Origin of the sequence: Sphingomonas sp., from assembly GCF_036387595.1 — a bacterium.
GTDB lineage: Bacteria > Pseudomonadota > Alphaproteobacteria > Sphingomonadales > Sphingomonadaceae > Sphingomonas.
Genome location: NZ_DASVTL010000002.1, coordinates 1 through 20,356 on the forward strand (window position 1 = coordinate 1; position 20,356 = coordinate 20,356).

The 20,356-nt window shown below is 65.9% G+C and carries 22 protein-coding genes and 1 tRNA gene; 12 read left to right on the forward strand and 11 right to left on the reverse strand.

Annotation, left to right across the window (positions count from 1 at the left end; translation table 11 throughout):
* The first annotated feature begins 238 nt into the window (after positions 1 to 238).
* From VF643_RS00050 to VF643_RS00075, 6 genes are all read left to right on the forward strand, one after another.
* Positions 239 to 1,285, forward strand: a complete 1,047-nt coding sequence (locus VF643_RS00050; protein ID WP_331041317.1) for a rod shape-determining protein — start codon at positions 239 to 241, stop codon at positions 1,283 to 1,285.
* Positions 1,286 to 1,305: 20 nt separating this feature from the next.
* On the forward strand, positions 1,306 to 2,184 hold the full coding sequence (gene mreC, locus VF643_RS00055) for a rod shape-determining protein MreC (protein ID WP_331041318.1): 879 nt from the start codon (positions 1,306 to 1,308) through the stop codon (positions 2,182 to 2,184).
* Positions 2,181 to 2,699, forward strand: coding sequence for a rod shape-determining protein MreD (locus VF643_RS00060; RefSeq protein WP_331041319.1), 519 nt, complete (start codon positions 2,181 to 2,183; stop codon positions 2,697 to 2,699). The genes mreC and VF643_RS00060 overlap by 4 nt, the downstream gene beginning before the upstream one ends.
* Positions 2,696 to 4,780, forward strand: a complete 2,085-nt coding sequence (mrdA, locus tag VF643_RS00065; RefSeq protein WP_331041320.1) for a penicillin-binding protein 2 — start codon at positions 2,696 to 2,698, stop codon at positions 4,778 to 4,780. The genes VF643_RS00060 and mrdA overlap by 4 nt, the downstream gene beginning before the upstream one ends.
* Positions 4,777 to 5,889, forward strand: a complete 1,113-nt coding sequence (gene rodA, locus VF643_RS00070) for a rod shape-determining protein RodA (protein ID WP_331041321.1) — start codon at positions 4,777 to 4,779, stop codon at positions 5,887 to 5,889. The genes mrdA and rodA overlap by 4 nt, the downstream gene beginning before the upstream one ends.
* An 89-nt stretch (positions 5,890 to 5,978) precedes the next feature.
* Positions 5,979 to 6,054, forward strand: a tRNA-Lys gene (locus VF643_RS00075).
* A 93-nt stretch (positions 6,055 to 6,147) separates the two neighbouring features.
* Here the strand turns inward: VF643_RS00075 and VF643_RS00080 are convergent.
* The 4 genes from VF643_RS00080 to VF643_RS00095 form a co-directional block, all read right to left on the reverse strand.
* Positions 6,148 to 6,405 (reverse strand): hypothetical protein, encoded by a 258-nt coding sequence (locus VF643_RS00080; protein ID WP_331041322.1) that lies wholly within the window; start codon positions 6,403 to 6,405, stop codon positions 6,148 to 6,150.
* Between the two features lie 63 nt (positions 6,406 to 6,468).
* The gene (locus VF643_RS00085) at positions 6,469 to 7,023 is read right to left on the reverse strand and encodes a fasciclin domain-containing protein (protein WP_331041323.1); all 555 of its coding nucleotides are present in this window, start codon (positions 7,021 to 7,023) and stop codon (positions 6,469 to 6,471) included.
* Positions 7,024 to 7,116: 93 nt separating this feature from the next.
* A complete protein-coding gene (locus VF643_RS00090) occupies positions 7,117 to 7,818 on the reverse strand; it encodes an anti-sigma factor (protein ID WP_331041324.1) in 702 nt (233 codons plus the stop codon).
* Entirely contained in the window at positions 7,815 to 8,318 is a 504-nt protein-coding gene (locus VF643_RS00095; RefSeq protein WP_331041325.1) for a sigma-70 family RNA polymerase sigma factor, read from the reverse strand. Before VF643_RS00095 ends, VF643_RS00090 begins: the two co-directional genes overlap by 4 nt.
* Positions 8,319 to 8,554: 236 nt before the next feature.
* Between VF643_RS00095 and VF643_RS00100 the strand changes: the two genes are divergently transcribed.
* Complete coding sequence (locus VF643_RS00100) at positions 8,555 to 9,382, forward strand: alpha/beta hydrolase (RefSeq protein ID WP_331041326.1); 828 nt, start codon at positions 8,555 to 8,557, stop codon at positions 9,380 to 9,382.
* 47 nt (positions 9,383 to 9,429) lie between these two features.
* Here the strand turns inward: VF643_RS00100 and VF643_RS00105 are convergent, their stop codons facing one another.
* Positions 9,430 to 9,741, reverse strand: coding sequence for a septum formation initiator family protein (locus VF643_RS00105; protein WP_331041327.1), 312 nt, complete (start codon positions 9,739 to 9,741; stop codon positions 9,430 to 9,432).
* A gap of 4 nt (positions 9,742 to 9,745) precedes the next feature.
* Complete coding sequence (eno, locus tag VF643_RS00110; protein WP_331041328.1) at positions 9,746 to 11,026, reverse strand: phosphopyruvate hydratase; 1,281 nt, start codon at positions 11,024 to 11,026, stop codon at positions 9,746 to 9,748.
* On the opposite strand from eno, the gene VF643_RS00115 reads away from it, so the two are divergent.
* From VF643_RS00115 to VF643_RS00130, 4 genes are all read left to right on the forward strand, one after another.
* A complete protein-coding gene (locus VF643_RS00115) occupies positions 11,007 to 11,744 on the forward strand; it encodes a hypothetical protein (RefSeq protein WP_331041329.1) in 738 nt (245 codons plus the stop codon). The genes eno and VF643_RS00115 overlap by 20 nt on opposite strands.
* A 3-nt stretch (positions 11,745 to 11,747) precedes the next feature.
* Positions 11,748 to 12,122 (forward strand): phage holin family protein, encoded by a 375-nt coding sequence (locus VF643_RS00120; RefSeq protein WP_331041330.1) that lies wholly within the window; start codon positions 11,748 to 11,750, stop codon positions 12,120 to 12,122.
* 340 nt (positions 12,123 to 12,462) lie between these two features.
* A complete protein-coding gene (locus tag VF643_RS00125) occupies positions 12,463 to 12,930 on the forward strand; it encodes a hypothetical protein (RefSeq protein ID WP_331041331.1) in 468 nt (155 codons plus the stop codon).
* A 96-nt stretch (positions 12,931 to 13,026) separates the two neighbouring features.
* Positions 13,027 to 13,257 carry a DUF4170 domain-containing protein gene (locus tag VF643_RS00130; RefSeq protein WP_331041332.1) on the forward strand — a complete coding sequence of 77 codons (231 nt, stop codon included), beginning with the start codon at positions 13,027 to 13,029 and terminating at the stop codon, positions 13,255 to 13,257.
* 101 nt (positions 13,258 to 13,358) lie between these two features.
* Here the strand turns inward: VF643_RS00130 and VF643_RS00135 are convergent, their stop codons facing one another.
* From VF643_RS00135 to carA, 5 genes are all read right to left on the reverse strand, one after another.
* Positions 13,359 to 13,994 (reverse strand): rhomboid family intramembrane serine protease, encoded by a 636-nt coding sequence (locus VF643_RS00135; RefSeq protein WP_331041333.1) that lies wholly within the window; start codon positions 13,992 to 13,994, stop codon positions 13,359 to 13,361.
* Between the two features lie 5 nt (positions 13,995 to 13,999).
* The gene (gene greA / locus VF643_RS00140) at positions 14,000 to 14,476 is read right to left on the reverse strand and encodes a transcription elongation factor GreA (protein WP_331041334.1); all 477 of its coding nucleotides are present in this window, start codon (positions 14,474 to 14,476) and stop codon (positions 14,000 to 14,002) included.
* Between the two features lie 79 nt (positions 14,477 to 14,555).
* Positions 14,556 to 17,888 (reverse strand): carbamoyl-phosphate synthase large subunit, encoded by a 3,333-nt coding sequence (gene carB, locus VF643_RS00145; RefSeq protein WP_331041335.1) that lies wholly within the window; start codon positions 17,886 to 17,888, stop codon positions 14,556 to 14,558.
* 1 nt (position 17,889) lies between these two features.
* A complete protein-coding gene (locus VF643_RS00150) occupies positions 17,890 to 18,516 on the reverse strand; it encodes a hypothetical protein (RefSeq protein ID WP_331041336.1) in 627 nt (208 codons plus the stop codon).
* Entirely contained in the window at positions 18,516 to 19,748 is a 1,233-nt protein-coding gene (carA, locus tag VF643_RS00155; RefSeq protein ID WP_331041337.1) for a glutamine-hydrolyzing carbamoyl-phosphate synthase small subunit, read from the reverse strand. The genes VF643_RS00150 and carA overlap by 1 nt, the downstream gene beginning before the upstream one ends.
* Positions 19,749 to 19,868: 120 nt before the next feature.
* On the opposite strand from carA, the gene VF643_RS00160 reads away from it, so the two are divergent.
* Positions 19,869 to 20,324: a GatB/YqeY domain-containing protein gene (locus VF643_RS00160; protein WP_331041338.1), complete on the forward strand. Its 456-nt coding sequence runs from the start codon at positions 19,869 to 19,871 to the stop codon at positions 20,322 to 20,324.
* Positions 20,325 to 20,356 lie beyond the last annotated feature (32 nt).

Here is a 20,356-nt window from a genome sequence, read left to right on the forward strand (position 1 = left end):
TTCCTTCAACGCGCTGGCGGGCCTTTCGACCACTTCACCGGCTGCGATACGGTTGACAAGATGCTCTGGCAGGCGCCGTATTGACATGGGTTCTGGTCTAGACCAAGCGGCGCCATCCCGCGACCCGCAAACGCAAGGAACCGGCGCCAACCAGGCTCGGCGGCGGTCCGCGCGAGATGTGTGCGATTCGCCGGCCGGGATCCCTGGTCGGCCTGGCTGAACGGAACGATCCACCCCCATGGCCTTCTTCTCCCGCTTCTTCAAATTCATGTCGCACGACATGGCCATCGATCTCGGCACCGCGAACACGGTGGTCTATGTTCGCGGTCGCGGCATCGTCCTCAACGAACCGTCGGTGGTCGCGGTCGAGACGATCAACGGGGTCAAGCGGGTGAAGGCGGTCGGCGACGACGCCAAGCTGATGATGGGCAAGACCCCGGGCACGATCGAGGCGATCCGGCCGCTGCGCGACGGCGTGATCGCGGACATCGACGTCGCCGAACAGATGATCAAGCACTTCATCCAGAAGGTTCATGGCGGGCGCAGCTGGCCGTGGCGCCGGCCGGAGATCGTGATCTGCGTGCCGTCGGGGTCGACCAAGGTCGAACGTCGCGCGATCCGCGACGCCGCGTCGAATGCGGGCGCCAGCCAGGTGTTCCTGATCGAGGAACCGATGGCTGCCGCGATCGGTGCCGACATGCCGGTGACCGAGCCGATCGGATCGATGGTCGTCGACATCGGCGGCGGCACCACCGAGGTCGCGGTGCTGTCGCTGCGCGGGCTTGCCTACACCACCAGCGTGCGGGTCGGCGGCGACAAGATGGACGAGGCGATCGTCTCCTACGTCCGCCGCAACCATAATCTGCTGATCGGCGAAGCGACTGCGGAGCGGATCAAGCAGGAGGTCGGGATCGCGCGTCCGCCCGCCGACGGCATCGGCCTGACGATCCACATCAAGGGCCGCGATCTCGTCAACGGTGTGCCCAAGGAGATCCAGATCAACCAGGGCCAGATCGCCGAGGCGCTGAGCGAGCCGGTCGCGACGATCGTCGAGGGCGTTCGCGTCGCGCTGGAGAATACCGCGCCCGAACTCGCCGCCGATATCGTCGATCAGGGCATCGTCCTCACCGGCGGCGGCGCCTTGCTTCAGGGGCTGGACGAGGTACTGCGCGACGAGACCGGGCTGCCGGTGTCGGTCGCCGAAGACCCGCTGACCTGCGTCGCGCTCGGCACCGGCCGTGCGCTGGAAGATCCGATGTTCCGCGGCGTGCTGCAAAGCGGCTGATTCTGTAGGAGGAAGGGCGCATGGCGCCGCTCCGCGATCGCCGCACCGGATTTTCGCGGCGGCGGCAATATGGCCTGTTCCTGGGCTATGTCCTGGCCATCGCGGGTGCGGTGGTCGGCGCGGCGCTGCTCGTCCTGTCGACCTTCGATCCGCCTGCCTTTGCGGCGTTGCGCATGGCCGCCGCCGGCGTCACCACACCGCTGTCGTCGGCCGCGGCCGGCATCGGTCACGGCATTGCCTCGATCCCGGCAGGCATCACCGATCACTTTCGCGTCCGCAGCGAAAACGCGGCACTTCGCGCCCGGCTCGAACGATCGCAAAGGCTGGTCCTGCGCGCACGCACGATCGCCTATGACAATCGGCGCCTGCGCACGTTGCTGCGCGTGCGTGATCGCACGGCCGGGGTTGTGGTGACGGCCAGGCTGGTCAGTTCCACCGCGTCGAGCGCGCGCCGCTTTGCGCTGTTGAACGCGGGACGCTGGCAAGGCGTGCAATCGGGCATGCCGGTGGTCGGCGCGGACGGATTGATCGGTCGGATCGTGGAAACCGGGCCGAACGCCGCGCGCGTGCTGTTGCTGAGCGATGTCGAGAGCATCGTCCCCGTCCGCCGCGCGCGCGATGGGCTTCCCGCCGTCGCCACCGGCCGCGGCGACGGCACGGTCGAGATTCGCTCGGTGGATACAGCAGACGTCCGCTTCGTCGTCGGCGATCTGTTCGTCACCACGGGCACGGGCGGGCTTTATGCACCGGGCGTTCCCGTGGCGCAGGTCGTCAGCGCCGGCCGCGATCAGGTAGCGGCGCGTACCTTCGCCCGTCCCGACACGCTGGATTTCGCGATCGTCACCCAGCCCTTCACGCCGATGCCCGCGCCCGTCTCCGTCCCCGGGCTGCCGCGATGAACGAGACGATCGACTATACGCCCTTTGCCCCCGCCCTGCCCGCCCGCCGCGCGCGTGCGTTGCCGTGGCTGACCATAGCTGCCGGTTCGCTCTGCACGATCGTTCCGCTGATCGCGACGGTGCCCTTGTTCCCGCCACTCGGGCTGCTCATGCTGCTCGCGTGGCGGCTGCTCGCCCGCTTTGCGCTTCGGCCCTGGGCAGCCGCGCCGCTCGGGCTGTTCGACGATCTCGTCAGCGGCCAGCCGATGGGTAGCGCGGTTCTTCTTTGGTCGCTCTGTTTTCTGGCGATCGCATTCGTCGAACAACGCCTCGCCTTTCGTGATTTCTGGCAGGACTGGCTGGTCGCCGCGGGTGCCGTCGCGTGTACGCTGACCGCCGGCCGCCTCATTGCCGCGCCATTGTCCGCGCACGTCGATGGTGCCTTGGCTGCGCAGATTGCGATCGCGGTGCTGCTGTTCCCGGTCGCCACCCGGCTCGTCGCGTGGATCGAGCGCAAGCGCGAGCGATCGGCGTGAGGGCGCAGCGGATCGTCACCGAGGCGAGCCAGACCTACAGCTTCTCGCGCCGCGCCTGGCTGCTTGGAACGGCGCAAGGCGCGGTCGGGCTGCTGCTGGCGGGCCGGATGGGGTGGCTCGCGATCGCCGAGAACGAACGCTACACCGCCTTGTCCGAAAGCAACCGCGTGAACATGACGCTGGTCCCGCCACGGCGCGGCTGGCTCGTCGATCGCAACGGCGTGGCGATCGCCAACAACCGCACGGATTTCCGCGTCGACATCATCCCCGACCGGCTGCCCAAGGACGATCGTGACCGGGTGTTGTCCGCGCTCCAGCGGCTGCTCCGGCTCGAGCCCGAGGATATCGCGCGCATCCGCATCGATCTCGACCGTGCACCCGGTTTCCAGCCGGTTCAGGTCGCCGAGAAGCTCGACTGGGAACGCTACGCCGCCGTTGGACTCCACCTCCCCGAATTGCCCGGGGTCGCGCCGACTCAGGGGTTCGCGCGCAACTATCCCGCGGGCGCGGCGGTCGCGCATCTGACCGGCTACGTCGGCGCCCCCAATGCCGAGCAATATAAGGCCACCCGCGATCCACTGCTCGTCACGCCGGGGTTCAAGCTCGGCAAGGACGGGCTGGAGAAGATGCTCGAACCCCGATTGCGCGGCGTTCCCGGGGCCAAGATCGTCGAGGTCACCGCAGGCGGCCGGCCGGTCAAGGATCTCCCCACCCGCCCCGATCGGCCCGGACTAAGCGAGAAGCTGACCATCGACGCGGGGCTGCAAGAATATGCCGCACGGCGCCTGGGCACCAATTCCGGCTCGGCCGTCGTCATCGACTGTCGCACCGGGGAGATGCTGGCGATGGTGTCGATGCCTGCCTATGATCCCAACAGCTTCTCGGACGGGATCAGCCAGGTCGAATGGCAGATGCTGTCGGAAAACGACCATGTTCCGCTGATGAACAAGGTGACGCAAGGGCTCTATCCGCCCGGCTCCACCGTCAAGCCGATGAACGCGCTGGCGCTGCTCGCGGCGGGGGTGGACCCGGCGCAGCGGATCAACTGCTCGGGCGCGCTGCGGGTCGGCAGCGGCGTCTTCCACTGTCACAAGCGGCGTGGTCACGGTCCGCTCGACATGAAGAACGCGGTCATGCAGAGCTGCGACATCTATTTCTACGAAATGGTCCGCCGCATCGGCTACGATCGCATTGCGCCGGTCGCGCGCGCGATGGGGCTAGGGCAGAAGTTCGATTTGCCTTTCGGCAACCAGCGGTTCGGGACGGTGCCGGACAGTGCGTGGAAGCTGGCCAAGTACAAGGATCGCTGGACGGTTGCCGATGGCCTGAACGCGTCGATCGGGCAGGGCTATGTCCTCGCCAATCCGCTTCAGCTCGCGGTGATGGCGTCGCGACTCGCTTCGGGGCGCGCGCTCCAGCCCAGCCTGCTGGCGCGCGACGTCCACCGCGATGCCCCTGCCCTGCCGTTCCAGAGCGAACACCTGCAACTGGTGCGGGAGGCCATGTACGGCGTCGTCAACGGCGGCGGGACGGGCGGGGCCGCGCGACTGCTTGTGCCGGGCATGAGCCTGGCGGCCAAGACCGGCACCGCTCAGGTTCGCCGGATCACGATGGCCGAGCGCCGGTCCGGGGTGCTCAAGGACAGCCAACTGCCGTTCAAGCTGCGCGACCACGCCCTGTTCGTCTGTTTCGCGCCGGCCGAAAACCCCCGCTATGCGGCGGGCATCGTATTGGAACATAACGGCCACACTGTCCGCAATCTCGACACGCCGATGATCGGCCGCGACATCATGACCTATCTGCTCGATCGCGACCGCGCGTTGGCAAGCCTGGCGGAGGTCGAACCGACATGGGGCGGGGACATCGCGACGCGGATGGCGAGCGATGAAGCGGCTTATCGTACGGCCCATGCCCCCGCCCCGGCCGGCCTTGCCACCAAGACCGACGCGACGGTTCCGTCAGACGCGCCCGCGGTGGAGAGCGCGACCGATCTCGCCAATGCGAGTCAGGCCGCGCTCGCTGGCGACGGCCCCAGCGGCAACACCGTCGCCGAGGATGGCACCACCGAGGGCGAACCATGACCCGCACACGCTTCGTCCCCGATCCGCTGGCACAATTGCCGTGGCGGGTCATCCTGCTCGTGCTCGCGATCGGGGGCTTCGGGCTGGTGGTGCTATATTCGGCCGCCGGGGGATCGTTGCGGCCCTGGGCGTTCCCGCAGGGCGTAAAGTTCTTCGTGTTCCTGCTGGCCGCGGTCGCGCTGTCGCGGGTGCCGGAGGAGGTATGGAAGGCGGGTGCGATCCCCGCCTATGCGGTGCTCGTCATCGCGCTTCTGCTGGTCGAAGGGCTGGGGGCCGTGCGCGGTGGCAGTCAGCGTTGGCTCGATCTGGGGTTTATCCGCCTCCAGCCCTCCGAGCTGATGAAACCGTGCATCGTGCTCGCCTGCGCCCGGTTCTATGACATGCTGCCCCCGAACGAGACGCGGCGGTTCGGCGCGATCTGGCCTGCGGCGGCGCTGATCGGCGTGCCGGCGGTCCTGGTGCTCGTCCAGCCGGATCTGGGCACTGCGCTGATGATCTGCGCGGGCGGCGCGACCGTCATGTTCCTGGCCGGCGTGCCGCTCAGGCTGTTCGTCGGCGGCGCAGCGGCGGTTGCGGTGGCGGTGCCGCTCGCGGTCAATTTCCTGCTCCATGATTATCAGAAGAACCGCGTCCTGATCTTCCTCGATCCCGAAAGCGATCCGCTGGGCACGGGCTATCACATCAGCCAGTCCAAGATCGCGATCGGATCGGGCGGGCTGTGGGGCAAGGGGTTCCTGCAAGGCACCCAGAGCCATCTCGACTATCTCCCCGAACGCCAGACCGATTTCGTCTTCGCGACGATGGCCGAGGAATGGGGGCTGCTCGGCGGACTGTTCCTGATCCTGTGCTTCTTCCTCGTCATCCGCTGGGGAATCAACGTCGCGGCGGCCGCCCCCGGCCGCTTCGCCCGGCTCACCGCGGCAGGTCTGGCGACGACCATATTCTTCTACGTCTCGATCAATCTGATGATGGTCATGGGCCTGGCCCCCGTGGTCGGCATCCCCCTGCCCCTGGTCAGCTACGGCGGCTCGGCGCAGATGACGGTCATGCTGTGCCTGGGCATCCTGATGTCGATCGACCGCCAGAACCGTCGGACGATACGCTGGTAGCGGCAGAAAAGGGGTTGCGCGCGCGCGGAGTGATGCTAACAGCGCGGCTCCCCGACGGGATGGGCCCCACGGCCGCCCCGATCAGGCACGGACGCATAGCTCAGTTGGTAGAGCAGCTGACTCTTAATCAGCGGGTCCTTGGTTCGAGCCCAAGTGCGTCCACCATTTTTTGTGGCATCTGCATCGCGCCGGATATGCAACATCTATCCTCGGGCGCACTCTCAATTATCGGCGCGACATAGCGTTGTCGGCGAAGAACTAGCGCACGTTCCCGAAACCCGGCCGATCATGCCGTCGCAGCAATGCCGCGATCTCGGCATGTTCGAATCTGAGCGGTGGCGCGCGGCGGTCCGGCAGTGCAATGGTCAAAGGGCGCTGGTCGCTCTCATCGAGCCGGTCGACGTAAAGCAACACCTCCCACAATGGCCCTTCGTGGACCAGCTCGCGCGGCAACCCGTCATGCGGGATTTCACGGACCAGTGTGGCGGCTTCGCGCCAGATCTGGGTGACTTTCATGCGCATTCCCGTGTCGTATCAAGGCTGTCGGGAGCCGCGCCGCGGCTCCCGAGCAACGCGTATTCAGGGCATCAGCACGGTGTCGACGACATGGATCACGCCGTTGGACTGCATGACGTCCTTGATCGTGACCATCGAGGTGCCGCCCTTGGCATCCGTGAGCACCAGGCGTCCGCCCATCATGCGCGCGGTCAGCGGTTCGCCCTGGACCGTCGTCAACGTGGCGCTGCCCTTGCCCTTGCGGATCGCGGCGCCGATCGTCTTCGACGTCATCGTGCCCGGCACGACGTGATAGGTGAGGATGTTGGTCAGCGTGGCCTTATTCTCGGGCTTCACCAGCGTATCCACGGTGCCGGCGGGCAGCTTTGTGAAAGCCTCGTTGGTCGGTGCGAAGACCGTGAACGGTCCGGCGCCCGACAGCGTTTCGACGAGGCCCGCCGCCGTCACCGCGGCGACCAGCGTCGTATGGTCCTTCGAATTCACCGCATTCTCGACGATCGTCTTGGTCGGATACATTGCGGCGCCGCCGACCTTAGGGTTGGCGGGGGCAGACAGCGCGGGGGCAGCGGCGATCATCGCAGCGGCCGCAATTGCAGCGCGCAGATTGAACTTCGTCATGGATAATCCTCGTCTCGTGCAATCTCGATTCGACTGCACGGGAGATACGTCGTCAATCGCATCCCGGATGCACGGCGACATTCGATGCCGCGCTCAACTCTGCGCGATTTTGCCCGTCAGGATGACCGCTCCCGTCGGCGCCCCCGTCGGCGAACCGCCGCGCGGCTCCAGCGTGATGGCGAGCGTCGATCCGGGCACCATCAGCGCCGCGACCTGAGGCTGCGGAACGCGCGCCGTCCGCCCACTGGTGGCCACCACGCCCAGCGAAACGGGCGCCCCGCCGGCGGGAATGACCCACAATTCGGCATCGAAACGCCCGACGTCCAGTCCGGACGGCCGAGCGGAAATGCGCCGCGCCGCGGGATCGTAATCCACCGCCACCACGTCGCCGCGATCGGGCGATGCCAGCACGGCAACCAGCGTCGGCGCGGGAGCCTGAACCACGGGAACGGGTGCAGGATCGGGGCGCAGGAGCAGCGTGGCGCCCAGCACCAGCGCGATCGACGCTGCCATCGCGGTTGCGGCCTTCCAGCGCCCGACGCTCGACACGTTTTCATTGGCCGGCAAGCGACGTGCGATGGCGGCCCAGGTCGAGGCCGACGGCGCTGCGTCATGCCCTTCCAACAGCGCAAGGCTGCGCGCCTGCCACCATCCGAATCGAGCAGCGAACGACTCATCATCACGCACCCGTTGCTCCGCAGCGGCGCGCTCATCGGAATCCAGCAGGCCGAACGCCAGTTCGGCAGCCAGCAATTCGTCCCGCTCGTATTCGGTGACGCCGGGGTAATCGGTCACGAAAGACACCCCCGCAGTTTGAGCAAGGCGCGGCGAATGCGGCTCTTCACCGTGGGCAGCGGCATCGCCACGCGCCCGGCGAGTTCGGGGTAGCTCGATCCTTCGAAAAATGCCGCGACCAGGAAGCTGCGATCCATTTCCTCCAGCTGCCCCAGGCAGGCATGCAATTGGCGCCGTTCGTCCTCTGCCAGGGTGGCGGCGAACAGATCGGCGTCGGGATCGGCGATCTCGAAGGTTTCGGGCATCGGCAGTTGCGGGCTGCGCGCCAGCACGCGGTGACGATCGACCGCGCAATTGCGTGCAAGCGTCATCAGCCATGTCATTGCGGTGCCGCGTGCGCTGTCGAACGTACCCGCTCGCCGCCAGATCGAGAGATATGTCTCCTGCAAAGCCTCTTCCGCATGGTTCCGGTCGGGCAAGATACGCAGGCAGACGCCGAACAGCTTCGCCGAGGTCAAACGATAGACTCGTTCGAGTGCCCGTGCGTCCCCCGCGGCCACGTCGCGCAGGGCAGAGGCGAGGACCGCGCGGTCGTGATCGGACGCGACCCGGCGCGTGGGTCGATCGGCGCTATCGCTGCTCAGACAACCGCTCCCATAATCCGTATCTTCCCGTCCCGCGCATCCACGTCAACGTGAAAACGTCGTGCCATCGCCTGGGTCGCTCCTCCATTGCTGATGGGAACGCGGCCACCGACCACACGTTGAGCCGGCCGATCCCCGATTGGAGCGCATCAATGCCCTATGTGAAGACACGCGACGGCACCGACCTCTACGTCAAGGATTGGGGCAGCGGCCGGCCGGTGATCCTCCTTCATGGCTGGCCGCTCAATGCCGACAGCTGGGATGCGCAGGCGATGGCGTTGGCGGAGGCGGGCTTCCGCGCCATCGCCTACGATCGCCGCGGCTTCGGCCGTTCGGGGCAGCCGTGGAGCGGCTATGACTATGACACGCTATCGGACGATCTCGCCGATGTGATGGCTGCGACCGGTGCCGATCACGATGCCACGGTCGTCGGTTTCTCGATGGGCGGCGGTGAAGTGGCCCGCTACATGAGCCGGCACGGCGGACAGGGCGTAATCGCCGCCGGACTCATCGCCTCCGTGGTGCCGTACATGCTCCAGACCGAAGACAATCCGCACGGCACGCCGCAATCGACGTTCGATCAGATCGCGGCCGGCATCAAGAAGGATCGTGCGCATTTCTTCCGCGACACCTTCACGCCCGGATTCTACGGGGTCGGGTATATCTCGCATCCGGTCAGCGACGATGTGCTGGACTGGTCGACCGGGATGGCGCTGATGGCCGGCCTCAAGCCGACGCTGGCCTGTGCCGAGGCGTTCGGTCACACCGACTTCCGTCCCGATCTCGCCGCCTTCCGCGTGCCGACGCTGATCGTCCACGGCACCAGCGACAAGACCGTCCCCATCGACGCCTCGGGCCGCGCCGCGGCAAAGGGCATCGCGCAGAGCCAGCTGGTGGAATATGACGGTGCGCCGCACGGCTTGAACGTAACCGAAAGCGATCGGCTTACCAACGACCTGCTCACTTTCCTCGGGCGCTGACCCGGCATTGCCGGCCCATTCCCGCATCGTGGGAAAGGGCCTGGCTGCTATTTCAGCGGCACGATCACCTCGTCGGGGTGTGCGACGTTCAGTTCCTTGCGCACCATCTCATCGACCATGTCGGGATTGGCATGATCGGGGTTGAGCAAGGCCACCCGGTTCTTCAGCACCGCGCGCTGTCGATCGAGCCGCGCATAGTCCTGCTCGCGCTTCACCAACTGTCGTTTGTAATCGCCATAGGCCAGCACGCCGTTACGGCCGAGCACCGCATAGGCGCCGAAGAAGGCGATGATCGTCAGCCCGATCGCGGGCCATGCCGCGCGCTTCATCGTGCGCGCGAAATTGGACGGTTTTCTCATCGCCTCACGCCCCCATCAGCACGTCGCGCCCGGCATAACGCGCGGCATCGCCTAGTTCCTCCTCGATGCGGATCAGCTGGTTGTATTTGGCCAACCGGTCGGACCGCGCGAGGCTGCCGGTCTTGATCTGCCCGCAACTGGTCGCGACCGCCAGATCGGCGATCGTCGCATCCTCGGTCTCGCCCGAACGGTGGCTCATCACCGCGGTATAGCCCGCCCGCTGCGCCATCGACACCGCCTCCAGCGTCTCGGTCAGCGTGCCGATCTGGTTGACCTTGACGAGCAGCGAATTGGCCAGCCCGTCCCTGATCCCCTGCTTCAGCCGCTTCGGGTTCGTGACGAACAGATCGTCGCCGACCAGCTGGACCTTTTCGCCGATCAGGTCGGTCAGCGCCTTCCAGCCCTCGAAATCATCCTCGGCCATGCCGTCCTCGATCGAGAAGATCGGATAGCGGCGGGTGAGATCGGCGAGATATTCCGCCATCTCGTGACTGGACAGGATGCGGTTCTCGCCCGAAATGTCGTAGCGGCCCTGTTTGAAGAATTCGGTCGCGGCGCAGTCCAGCGCCAGCATCACGTCGTCGCCCGGCCGGTAACCCGCCTTCTCGATGCTCGCCATGATGAAGTCGAGCGCCTCGGTCGTGCTCGCGATATTCGGCGCGAAGCCGCCCTCGTCGCCCACCGCGGTGTTCAGGCCCTTTTCGCTCAGCCCCTTCTTCAGGGTGTGGAAGATTTCGGAGCCGCAGCGCACCGCCTCGACGATGTTCGACGCACCGACAGGCACGATCATGAATTCCTGAAAGTCGATCGGGTTGTCGGCATGTTCCCCGCCGTTGATGATGTTCATCATCGGCACCGGCAGCAGGTGCGCCGACACCCCGCCGACGTAGCGATACAGCGGCAAACCACGCGCTTCCGCCCCCGCCTTGGCGGCGGCCAGGCTCACGCCCAGGATCGCGTTGGCGCCCAGCCGACCCTTGTTCTCGGTGCCGTCCAGTTCGATCATCGCATGGTCGAGGTCCGCCTGGTCTTCTGCGTCCAGGCCAACGACGGCTTCGGCGATCTCGCCGTTGACCGCATCGACCGCCTGATCGACACCCTTGCCGCCCCAGCGCGTCTTGTCGCCATCACGCTTTTCGACCGCCTCGTGCGCGCCGGTGGAAGCGCCGGATGGCACCGCGGCGCGTCCGAAGCTGCCGTCTTCGAGCAGCACGTCGACCTCGACCGTGGGATTGCCCCGGCTGTCGAGGATCTGGCGCGCGTGGATGTCGATGATCGCGGTCACGGGTTGCAAACTCCTGGCTGCACTAGACGATAGGTGCCGTCGCTCTATCGCGTGGCAATGGTCTCGGCAATTGATCGACGCAATCATGGAACGCCGTTCGCGCGCAGGTGTTGAGAAGCCGATCCTTTCGAGAGGGAATAGCATGTCCGACACCGACTTCCGCCGCGAGACCGACGCCGATCTCACCCCGCCCCCCGCCACCGCGGTCTTCACGCCTGCCGAGCCGCTGAAAACCTCCGGGGTTGGCTTCGCTTCGGCGGCCGGGCAGGATTTGGGCGCCGACGGCGAAGCCTTGCCAGCATCTGACGGCATCGAAGCGTCAAGCCAGCCTGTCGGCACCAAGCAGGCTATCCGTGAGAGCGGTACGAAGATCGCCGCCCAGGCTACTGACAAGGCGCGGTTGTTCGCGGATCAAGGCAAAGCAAAAGCCGGTGAAAAGCTGGATCAGTTTTCGCAGATGCTGACCGACGCCGCGACCACCGTCGATGAAAAGCTCGGCGGCCAATATGGTCAATATGCTCGCACGGCGGCCGATCAGGTGACCAATTTCTCCAACTCGCTGAAAGCCAAGGATGTCGACGAACTGGTCGAGGATGTCCGCGGTTTCGTGCGCGCCAGCCCGGCGATGGCGATCGGCGTCGCTGCCGCGGTCGGCTTCGCGCTTGCCCGCGTGGTTCAGTCGGGCATCGAGTCCGGCACCGGCACGCCGAAAGCATAAGCGATGGCGCTGAACGAGCTGAGCGTGGAACACCGGCAGGTGCAACAAACCGAACCGGGTGTCGCGGCGTTGGTCACGCAGCTGATCGACGACACGCGCGAAGTGGTGAGCGCGGAGATCGCGGTGCACAAGGCGCGGATCGGCGAGCGCGCGGCGGCGTACAAGGGCGCCGCGGTGTTCTTCGCCATTGCCGGCGTGCTGGCCCTGGCCGCACTCATCGCGATGCTCGTCGGTGCGATCCTCAGCCTCGCGACCTTGATCGGGCCGGGGCTGGCGACGCTGGCGATCGTTCTGGGTACGCTCCTGATCGCGGGCGTACTCGCGATGATCGGCAAGCGTCGCCTGGCTGCCCCCCCTGTCGAGATGGCCCGGGCATGACCGCCGCATCCGCAAATCCGGCGGCCCCCACGCCCGTCGAGACTCTTGCCGCGGCGGAGGCTCGCGTCCTGCATGCCCACGAACGCCTGTCCACGACGGTGACACAGTTGCAGGCCAAGCTTGACCCACGACCGCGGGCGCAAAAGGTCGCGCGTGAGGCTCGCGTCGTTGGTGAGACCGCGGCTGGCATCGCGAAGGAAAGGCCGGAGATCGTGGCCGGCGCGGTCGCGGCGGGAGCCTTGTTCCTTGCACGCCATCGCATCGCACGGCTCTTTCGCCGGCCCCGCAAAGACACTCCCCCCGCGACGGCGGGACTGACTCCAGTGACGAGGACGCAACCATGACCGATACGACCTTCCAGAATCAGGACACCGCCCAACCGACAACCCAGCACACCGGCGTGCAGGCACGTCTGCGCGATGGGTATGATGCCGTGTACGACACAACGGCCAAGACGACGGCAAAGGTCGTCGATACCGCTTCGGACGCCGCCCGGCGGGCGACCCGCGGCATCGAATCGAACCCTCTGGGCCTGCTCATCGGCGGCATCGCGGTCGGCGCGGCGGTCGGCGCGCTGCTGCCACGTTCGCAAAAGGAAAAGGAACTGCTGGCGCCACTCGGCGCGCGGCTGGGCACCACCGCGCGCGCAGCGGTTTCGGCTGCCAAGGACGCGGGCCGTTCCGAACTCGAAGCCCGCGGCCTGACCAAGGATGCCGCACGCGACCAGGTTAAGGGTCTGTTCGACGGCGTCATAAAAGCTGCGAGTTCTGCCGGAACGGCCGCCAGGGAATCCGCCCAGACGAACTGATCCCATGTAACGGCGCGCGGATCACGCGCGCCGTTGCGACGCAGCAATTGACCGGTTAGGGCATGCACTCACCTTCCCGAAGGGACGCGCAGACCCATGAGCAAGCTCCACCTCGTGTTCGGCGGCCGCGTTGCCGATCCCCAGACGCTCGAGTTCGAAGATTTGAACTCGATCGAGATCGTGGGGGTCTTTCCCGATTACGCCAGCGCCGAGAAGGCGTGGCGGGGGGCCGCGCAGCGCACCGTCGACGACGCCGAGATGAAGTTCGTCGTCGTCCACCTTCACCGCCTTCTCGAACCCGACATGCTCACGCGGCCTGCCGGATGATCTCGGCGGTTTCGCGCGTCGGTTTATGCTGACCGATGCCGAACCCTGGAACGCGTTTAGATGGATGCGGCTGTCCGACCCCATGGACGCCGGAACATTGGTCAGGCGTCCCGGTAGCGCCACAACAGCAAAGGGCGCGCCAATGCCAGCCCGGCGAGGAATCCGCCGACGTGGGCTCCGATCGCCACGGTGACTCCGCCCATTCCCGCGGCGCCGATCAGCAGCTGGATGCTGATCCATCCGGCCGCGAGCCAGAGGACGTGAACAACGCCCGCGGGCACCGGCCCGATCGCCTTCACCCGCTGCTCGCTGAAGAGCAAGGCATAGGCCCCGACAGTTGCCGAGATCGCGCCGCTCGCCCCGATCATTGGCGCCACCGAGACCGGATCAAACGCCCATTGTGCCCCCGCGGCGGCATAGGCGCCCACCCCGTAGAGGATCGCGATGCCGCCGCCGCTCAGGACATGTTCCAGCATGCGACCGCAATAAACCAGCATGACGAGATTGAACACGAGATGCGCGATGCCGCCATGGATCAGCGTAGCGGTAAGTGGCGTCAGCCATGTCGGAACGACCAGCGGTAGCCCGTCGGGCAACACCGCTCCGGCCAGTCGCACCGGCACGAACCCGGCGCCGTAGGCAATGGCCGAAAGATCGCCCGCCATCAGCACGATCGCCGAGAAAACGGCCGTCGCGATCGCCAAGCCGATGGTTATCGGCGCATCGTTTCGCGTCATGCCGATCAGATGAACGCGATCTTGGAAACCACGTAATAACGATCGCCCGACGGCACCGTGACCTCGACCTCTTCGTCCACCTTGCGGCCGATCAGGGCACGGCCCAGCGGAGAATTGTAGCTGATCCGCCCCGTCTTGGCATTCGCCTCGGTCTGACCGACGATTTGATAGGTGACCGGCTTGTCGTCCTCGTCGAGCAACGTCACCGTCGCACCGAACACCACCTTGTCGCCCGACAGATCCTTCGGGTCGATGATCTGGGCGCGGCTCAGCTTGTCTTCGATGTCGGAGATCGTGGCCTCGTTCTGGCCCTGCTGCTCCTTGGCAGCGTGATATTCGGCGTTCTCCGACAGATCGCCATGCGCGCGCGCCTCCTCGATCGCATCGACGATCTTCGGCCGTTCCGTTTTCAGACGCCGCAGGTCTGCGGTGAGCGTTTCATAGCCCTCTTGCAGCATCGGCATCTTGTCGACGGTTGCCATGTCCTTGTCCCCAAAATCAATTCACCCCGCGCGAGCCTTACCAAGGCTCGCGGCGCACATCACATTCTCTCTGAAGGGATCAGTCGTGCGACCCGGAATAATAGGATTGCAAGGGGCGCACTTCAACCCCGCTGGTCCCTCCCGCGGCGATCGCTCGCGCCGCTTCGACCGCTGCCGGCGCCGTGGTGAAATACGGAATGCGCTGGGCCAGCGCGGCCTGGCGGATCGGCTTGCTGTCGCGCAGGCTCTGCCATCCTTCCGTCGTGTTGAAGATCAGCGCGATCCCGCCGTCCTTGATCCGATCGACGATATGCGGCCGGCCCTGCGCCACCTTGTTGACCCGCTCCACCGGAACGCCTGCCCGCGCCAGATGGTCGGCGGTGCCGCTGGTAGCGACGATCGTGAACCCTTTGGCCGCTAGCATCTGCGCGGCGCCCGTGATCGCTGCCTTGTCGCCGCCCTTCACGCTGACGAACACCGCGCCGCTTTCCGGCAGAACCGTCCCCGCCCCCAGCTGGGCCTTGGCAAAAGCGGTGGTGAAATCACGGTCGATGCCCATGACTTCGCCGGTGCTCTTCATCTCAGGCGATAGCACCGGATCGGTGCCGGGGAAGCGCGAGAAGGGAAACACCGCCTCCTTCACCGCGACATGCGCGATGTGGCGGTCGATCGGCGGCAGGTCGCGCAGCATCTCGCCCGCCATCACCCGCGCCGCGATCTTGGCGACGGGCACGCCGATCGCCTTGGCGACGAACGGCACCGTGCGGCTGGCGCGCGGGTTGACCTCGATCAGATAGACCAGCCCGTCCTTCACCGCGAACTGGATGTTCATCAGCCCCTTGACCGAAAGGCCATGCGCCAGCGCCACCGTCTGCCGCTCGATCTCGGCGATGATGTCGGCCGACAGGCTGTACGGCGGGATCGAGCAGGCGCTGTCCCCCGAATGGACACCGGCTTCCTCGATATGCTGGAGGATGCCGGCGACCACCACGTCCTCCCCGTCGCAGATCGCATCGACGTCGACCTCGATCGCGTCACGCAAATACTGGTCGATCAGCACCGGACTGTCGCCCGACACCTGCACCGCGGTGGCGATGTAATCGTCGAGTTGCGCAGGCGTATCGACGATCTCCATCGCGCGGCCGCCCAGCACGTAGCTGGGGCGCATCAGCACCGGGTAGCCGATCCGCTCCGCCGCCACGATCGCCTCGTCGCGGCTGCGCGCCAGACCATTCGCCGGCTGGAGCAGCCGCAACTTGCTGACCAGCCCGGCGAAACGCTCGCGGTCCTCGGCCAGGTCGATCGCGTCGGGCGACGTGCCCAGGATCGGGATACCCGCCGCTTCCAGCGCGCGCGCCAGGTTGAGCGGGGTCTGCCCGCCGAACTGCACGATCACCCCGACCAGTTCGCCGCGAGACCGTTCGACGTCGAGGATCGCGAGCACGTCCTCGGCGGTCAGCGGCTCGAAATACAGCCGGTCGGACGTGTCGTAATCGGTGCTCACCGTCTCCGGATTGCAATTGACCATGATCGTCTCGTACCCGGCCTCGGCCAACGCGAAGCAGGCATGGCAGCAGCAATAATCGAACTCGATGCCCTGCCCGATCCGGTTCGGCCCGCCACCCAGGATGACGATCTTGCGCCTGTCCGACGGCTGGCTCTCGTCCTCCGGCTCGCCGAACGCCGGCGCCTCGTAGGTCGAATACATATACGGCGTCTTCGCCTCGAATTCGGCGGCGCAGGTGTCGATCCGTTTGAACACCGGGCGCACGCCCAGCCGGTGGCGCAGCGCGCGCACCTCGTCCTCGGTCACGCCGCCGGTCATCGCGACCACCGCCTCATGGATCAGGCCCGATCCGCGCGCGACGCCGCGGTTCATGCCGCGCAGGTCGACCGATTGCAGCGCCAGCCAGGCGAGGCGCTTGTCGCTGAACCCCATCGCCTTCAACCGCCGCAGCCCGGCCGCCTCGATCGGCAGGCCGTCCTTCATAACATCGGCTTCCGCGGCGACGATCTCGGCGATCCGCTCGAGGAACCAGGGATCGTATTTGGCGATTCCATGCACCTCGGCGACGGTGAAGCCCTCGCGCAAGGCCTGCGCCGCAACCAGCAGCCGGTCGGGCGTCGCGCGCGCCAGCGCCGCCTCGATTTCAGCGCGGGGTGCGCCGACCAAGGCATCGACCTGGTTGAAGCCCGACAGCCCGGTCTCCAGCCCGCGCAACGCCTTCTGCATTGATTCATGGATATTGCGCCCGATCGCCATGACTTCGCCGACGCTCTTCATCGCGGTTCCGAGCAACGGCTCGGCGCCCTTGAACTTCTCGAAGGCGAAGCGCGGGATCTTCGTCACAACGTAGTCGATAGTCGGCTCGAAACTGGCGGGCGTCGCGCCGGTGATGTCGTTGACGATCTCGTCGAGCGTATAGCCGACCGCCAGCTTGGCGGCGACCTTGGCGATCGGGAAGCCGGTCGCCTTGGAGGCGAGCGCCGACGACCGGCTGACCCGCGGGTTCATCTCGATCACGATCAGCCGGCCGTCCTTGGGATTGACCGCGAACTGAACGTTGGAACCCCCTGTTTCCACGCCGATTTCACGCAGTACCGCGATCGACGCATTGCGCATGATCTGGTATTCCTTGTCGGTCAGCGTCAGCGCCGGCGCGACCGTGATCGAATCGCCGGTGTGGACCCCCATCGGATCGACGTTCTCGATCGAACAGATGATGATGCAATTGTCCGCACGGTCGCGGACCACCTCCATCTCATATTCCTTCCAGCCGAGCAGCGACTCCTCGATCAGCACCTCGGTCGTCGGCGAAAGGTCCAGGCCGTTGCGGACGATCCCGAGAAACTCCTCGCGATTGTACGCAATGCCCCCGCCCGATCCGCCCATCGTGAAGCTCGGTCGGATGATCGCCGGAAGCCCCACTTTCTCAAGTGCTTCCAGCGCCTCCTTCTCATCATGCGCGATCGCCGACCGGGCGGATTCCAGTCCGATCCGATCCATCGCATCGCGGAATTTCAGCCGGTCCTCCGCCATGTCGATCGCATCCGCATCCGCGCCGATCATCTGGACGCCATATTTGGCCAGCGTACCATCGCGGAAGAGCGCCAGCGCGGTATTCAGGGCCGTCTGCCCCCCCATCGTCGGCAGCACCGCGTCGGGCCGTTCCTTGGCGATGATCTTGGCGACGATCTCGGGCGTGATCGGCTCGACATAGGTGGCATCGGCGAGTTCGGGATCGGTCATGATCGTCGCCGGGTTCGAATTGACCAGGACGATGCGATAGCCCTCTTCCTTCAGCGCCTTGATCGCCTGCGTGCCCGAATAATCGAATTCGCACGCCTGCCCGATGATGATCGGGCCAGCGCCGATGACGAGGATGGAGGATATGTCGGTGCGTTTGGGCATATCACCAGCCAAGAATGAGTTTCATGAGTTGCTTGCACGCTTCACCGATCGCGGCGTTAGCGCTCTTTTCAGCTATCCAACCGAGCGCTGACCGCGCCCGTTCTCGGAAAGCCTTGATGCGGATTACCCCAGACCGCCACAACACGCTCAGGGATTTTACCTCAGCCAGCGCAGCTTCTCGCGCAGCCGGATCTCCCTCGAAAGCGTCGTTGGATGTTCTGATTTGCTCCTCCAAGCCTTTCATCGCCTGGCTTACTTCAACCGCTTTATCGGTGGCATGATCTACTTCTATCATCTGCTCATCAAGTCGTAGAGCAGATCGTGATCCGTAAAGCGGATCGACGTTACCGGTAAGCTCCTCGGCACGAAGGACGCCGTCATCCGAAAGTGTGTACGTCGCAAGCCTATTGGGGTCGTTTGGATCCATCCGCAATTCGACCAACTCTTCCTCTTCTAGCGACATAAGCGCTTTGGCGATAAAGCTAAGAGTGGTGTTGGTGTCGACCAGCGGTGCAAGGTCACGAGCAGACAAGTACACCTGACCGTCACTCGCCGTTTCTGGCGTGTTCAGAGCAACATATAAGGCAATTAATGCCTCCCGCTTCACCTCATAATAGCTAACGGGCACTACGCCTTAGCTTTCATAACGGCCACGAACCGCTCGAACAAATACAAGCTGTCCTGCGGCCCCGGACTGGCCTCCGGATGATATTGCACACTGAACGCCGGCCGATCCGTCAGTTCCAGCCCCGCATTCGACCCGTCGAAAAGCGACACATGCGTCTCGGTCACTCCTTCCGGCAAACTCCCGCGCTCCACGGCAAAGCCATGGTTCATGCTAGTGATCTCGACCGCGCCATCGCTCAGCCGCTTGACCGGGTGGTTGGCGCCGCGGTGCCCCTGGAACATCTTGGTCGTCCGCCCGCCCAGCGCCAGCGCCAGCAGTTGGTGACCCAGGCATATCCCGAACAGCGGCTTGCCCGTGTCCAGAAGCGCCCGGATCACCGGCACCGCATATTCGCCGGTCGCCGCCGGATCGCCCGGACCGTTGGAGAGAAAGATACCGTCCGGCTCCAACGCCATCACCGTCTCGAACGTCGCGGTCGCGGGCACCACCGATACCTTCGCACCTGCCTTAGCAAGGTTGCGGAAGATGTTGCGTTTGCTGCCGTAATCTATCGCGACGACGTGGGGCTTGGCCTGCCCTTCGACTTCGCTCAGGGCGAACGGAGGTTTCCCGTTCGCCCTGAGCGAAGTCGAAGCACCCTCTGCCTCATAGCCGAACCCAAGCCGCCACACTCCGCCTTCCCAGCCGTAATGCGTCTCCGTCGACACCGCCTTCGCCAGGTCCATGCCCTCCAGCCCCGGCCACGCCCGCGCCCGGTCCAGCAGGAAGTCCAGATCGAACGTCCCGCTCGCCGAATGCGCGATCACCGCGTTGGGCGCACCGCCTTGGCGGATGCGGCGGGTCAGCGCGCGCGTGTCCACCCCCGCCAGCCCGATGCGCGTGTGCCGCTTCATCCACCCATCCAGCCGCTCGACCGCACGGAAGTTGGACGGCTCGGTCGGCGCCTCGCGCACGATCATGCCCACCGCATGGGGGCCGTCGGCCTCCACATCGTCGGGGTTCGCGCCGACGTTGCCGATGTGCGGGAAGGTGAAGCACACCATCTGCCCGGCGAAGGACGGGTCGGTCATGATCTCCTGATAGCCGGTCATCGCGGTGTGGAAGCACAATTCGCCCACCGCATGGCCCTCCGCGCCGAAGCCGTGGCCCCAGACGCACTCGCCGCTCGCCAGCATCAGCACGCCGGTGGCGCCTGCGGGCTGGGGCGCATGGCTATGCTTGGCGTCGGCCATGATCGGCGGGCACTCCTTCGGGTTTGCAGCGATGTCGCTAAGCCCGGCCCGCTACGCCCCCACCCCTCCCGCGTCAACCGCGGCGTAGCGCTCGTGCGGCTTCCCCGCTATGGCGGCGCGATGATTAGAGACGAGATCAAGCAAGCCCAGATCGCCGCCATGAAGGCCGGCGACAAATCGACACGCGCCGCCATCGGCCTCATCCAGGCCGCGGTGAAGAACCGCGATATCGAGGCACGGACGGGGAAAGCGCCGGAAGATGACGACGCGCTGATCGTCGAAGTCCTTCAGAAAATGGTCAAGCAGCGCCGCGAATCGATCGCGATGTTCGAAACCGGCGGGCGTCAGGAACTCGCCGACGCCGAAAAGGCCGAGGTCGCGGTGATCGAACGCTTCCTGCCGCAGACGCTGAGCGACGACGAGACCCGCGCCGCGATCGCGGCGATCAAGGCCGAACTGGGCGCCACGGGCATGAAGGACATGGGCCGGGTGATGGCCGAACTGAAGGCGCGCCACGCCACGGTGCTCGACATGAGCAAGGCGAGCGGGCTGGTGAAGGCGGCGCTGGCGGGGTGAGCGCGATGCCGTACCATCGGCCGGGCGCTCGC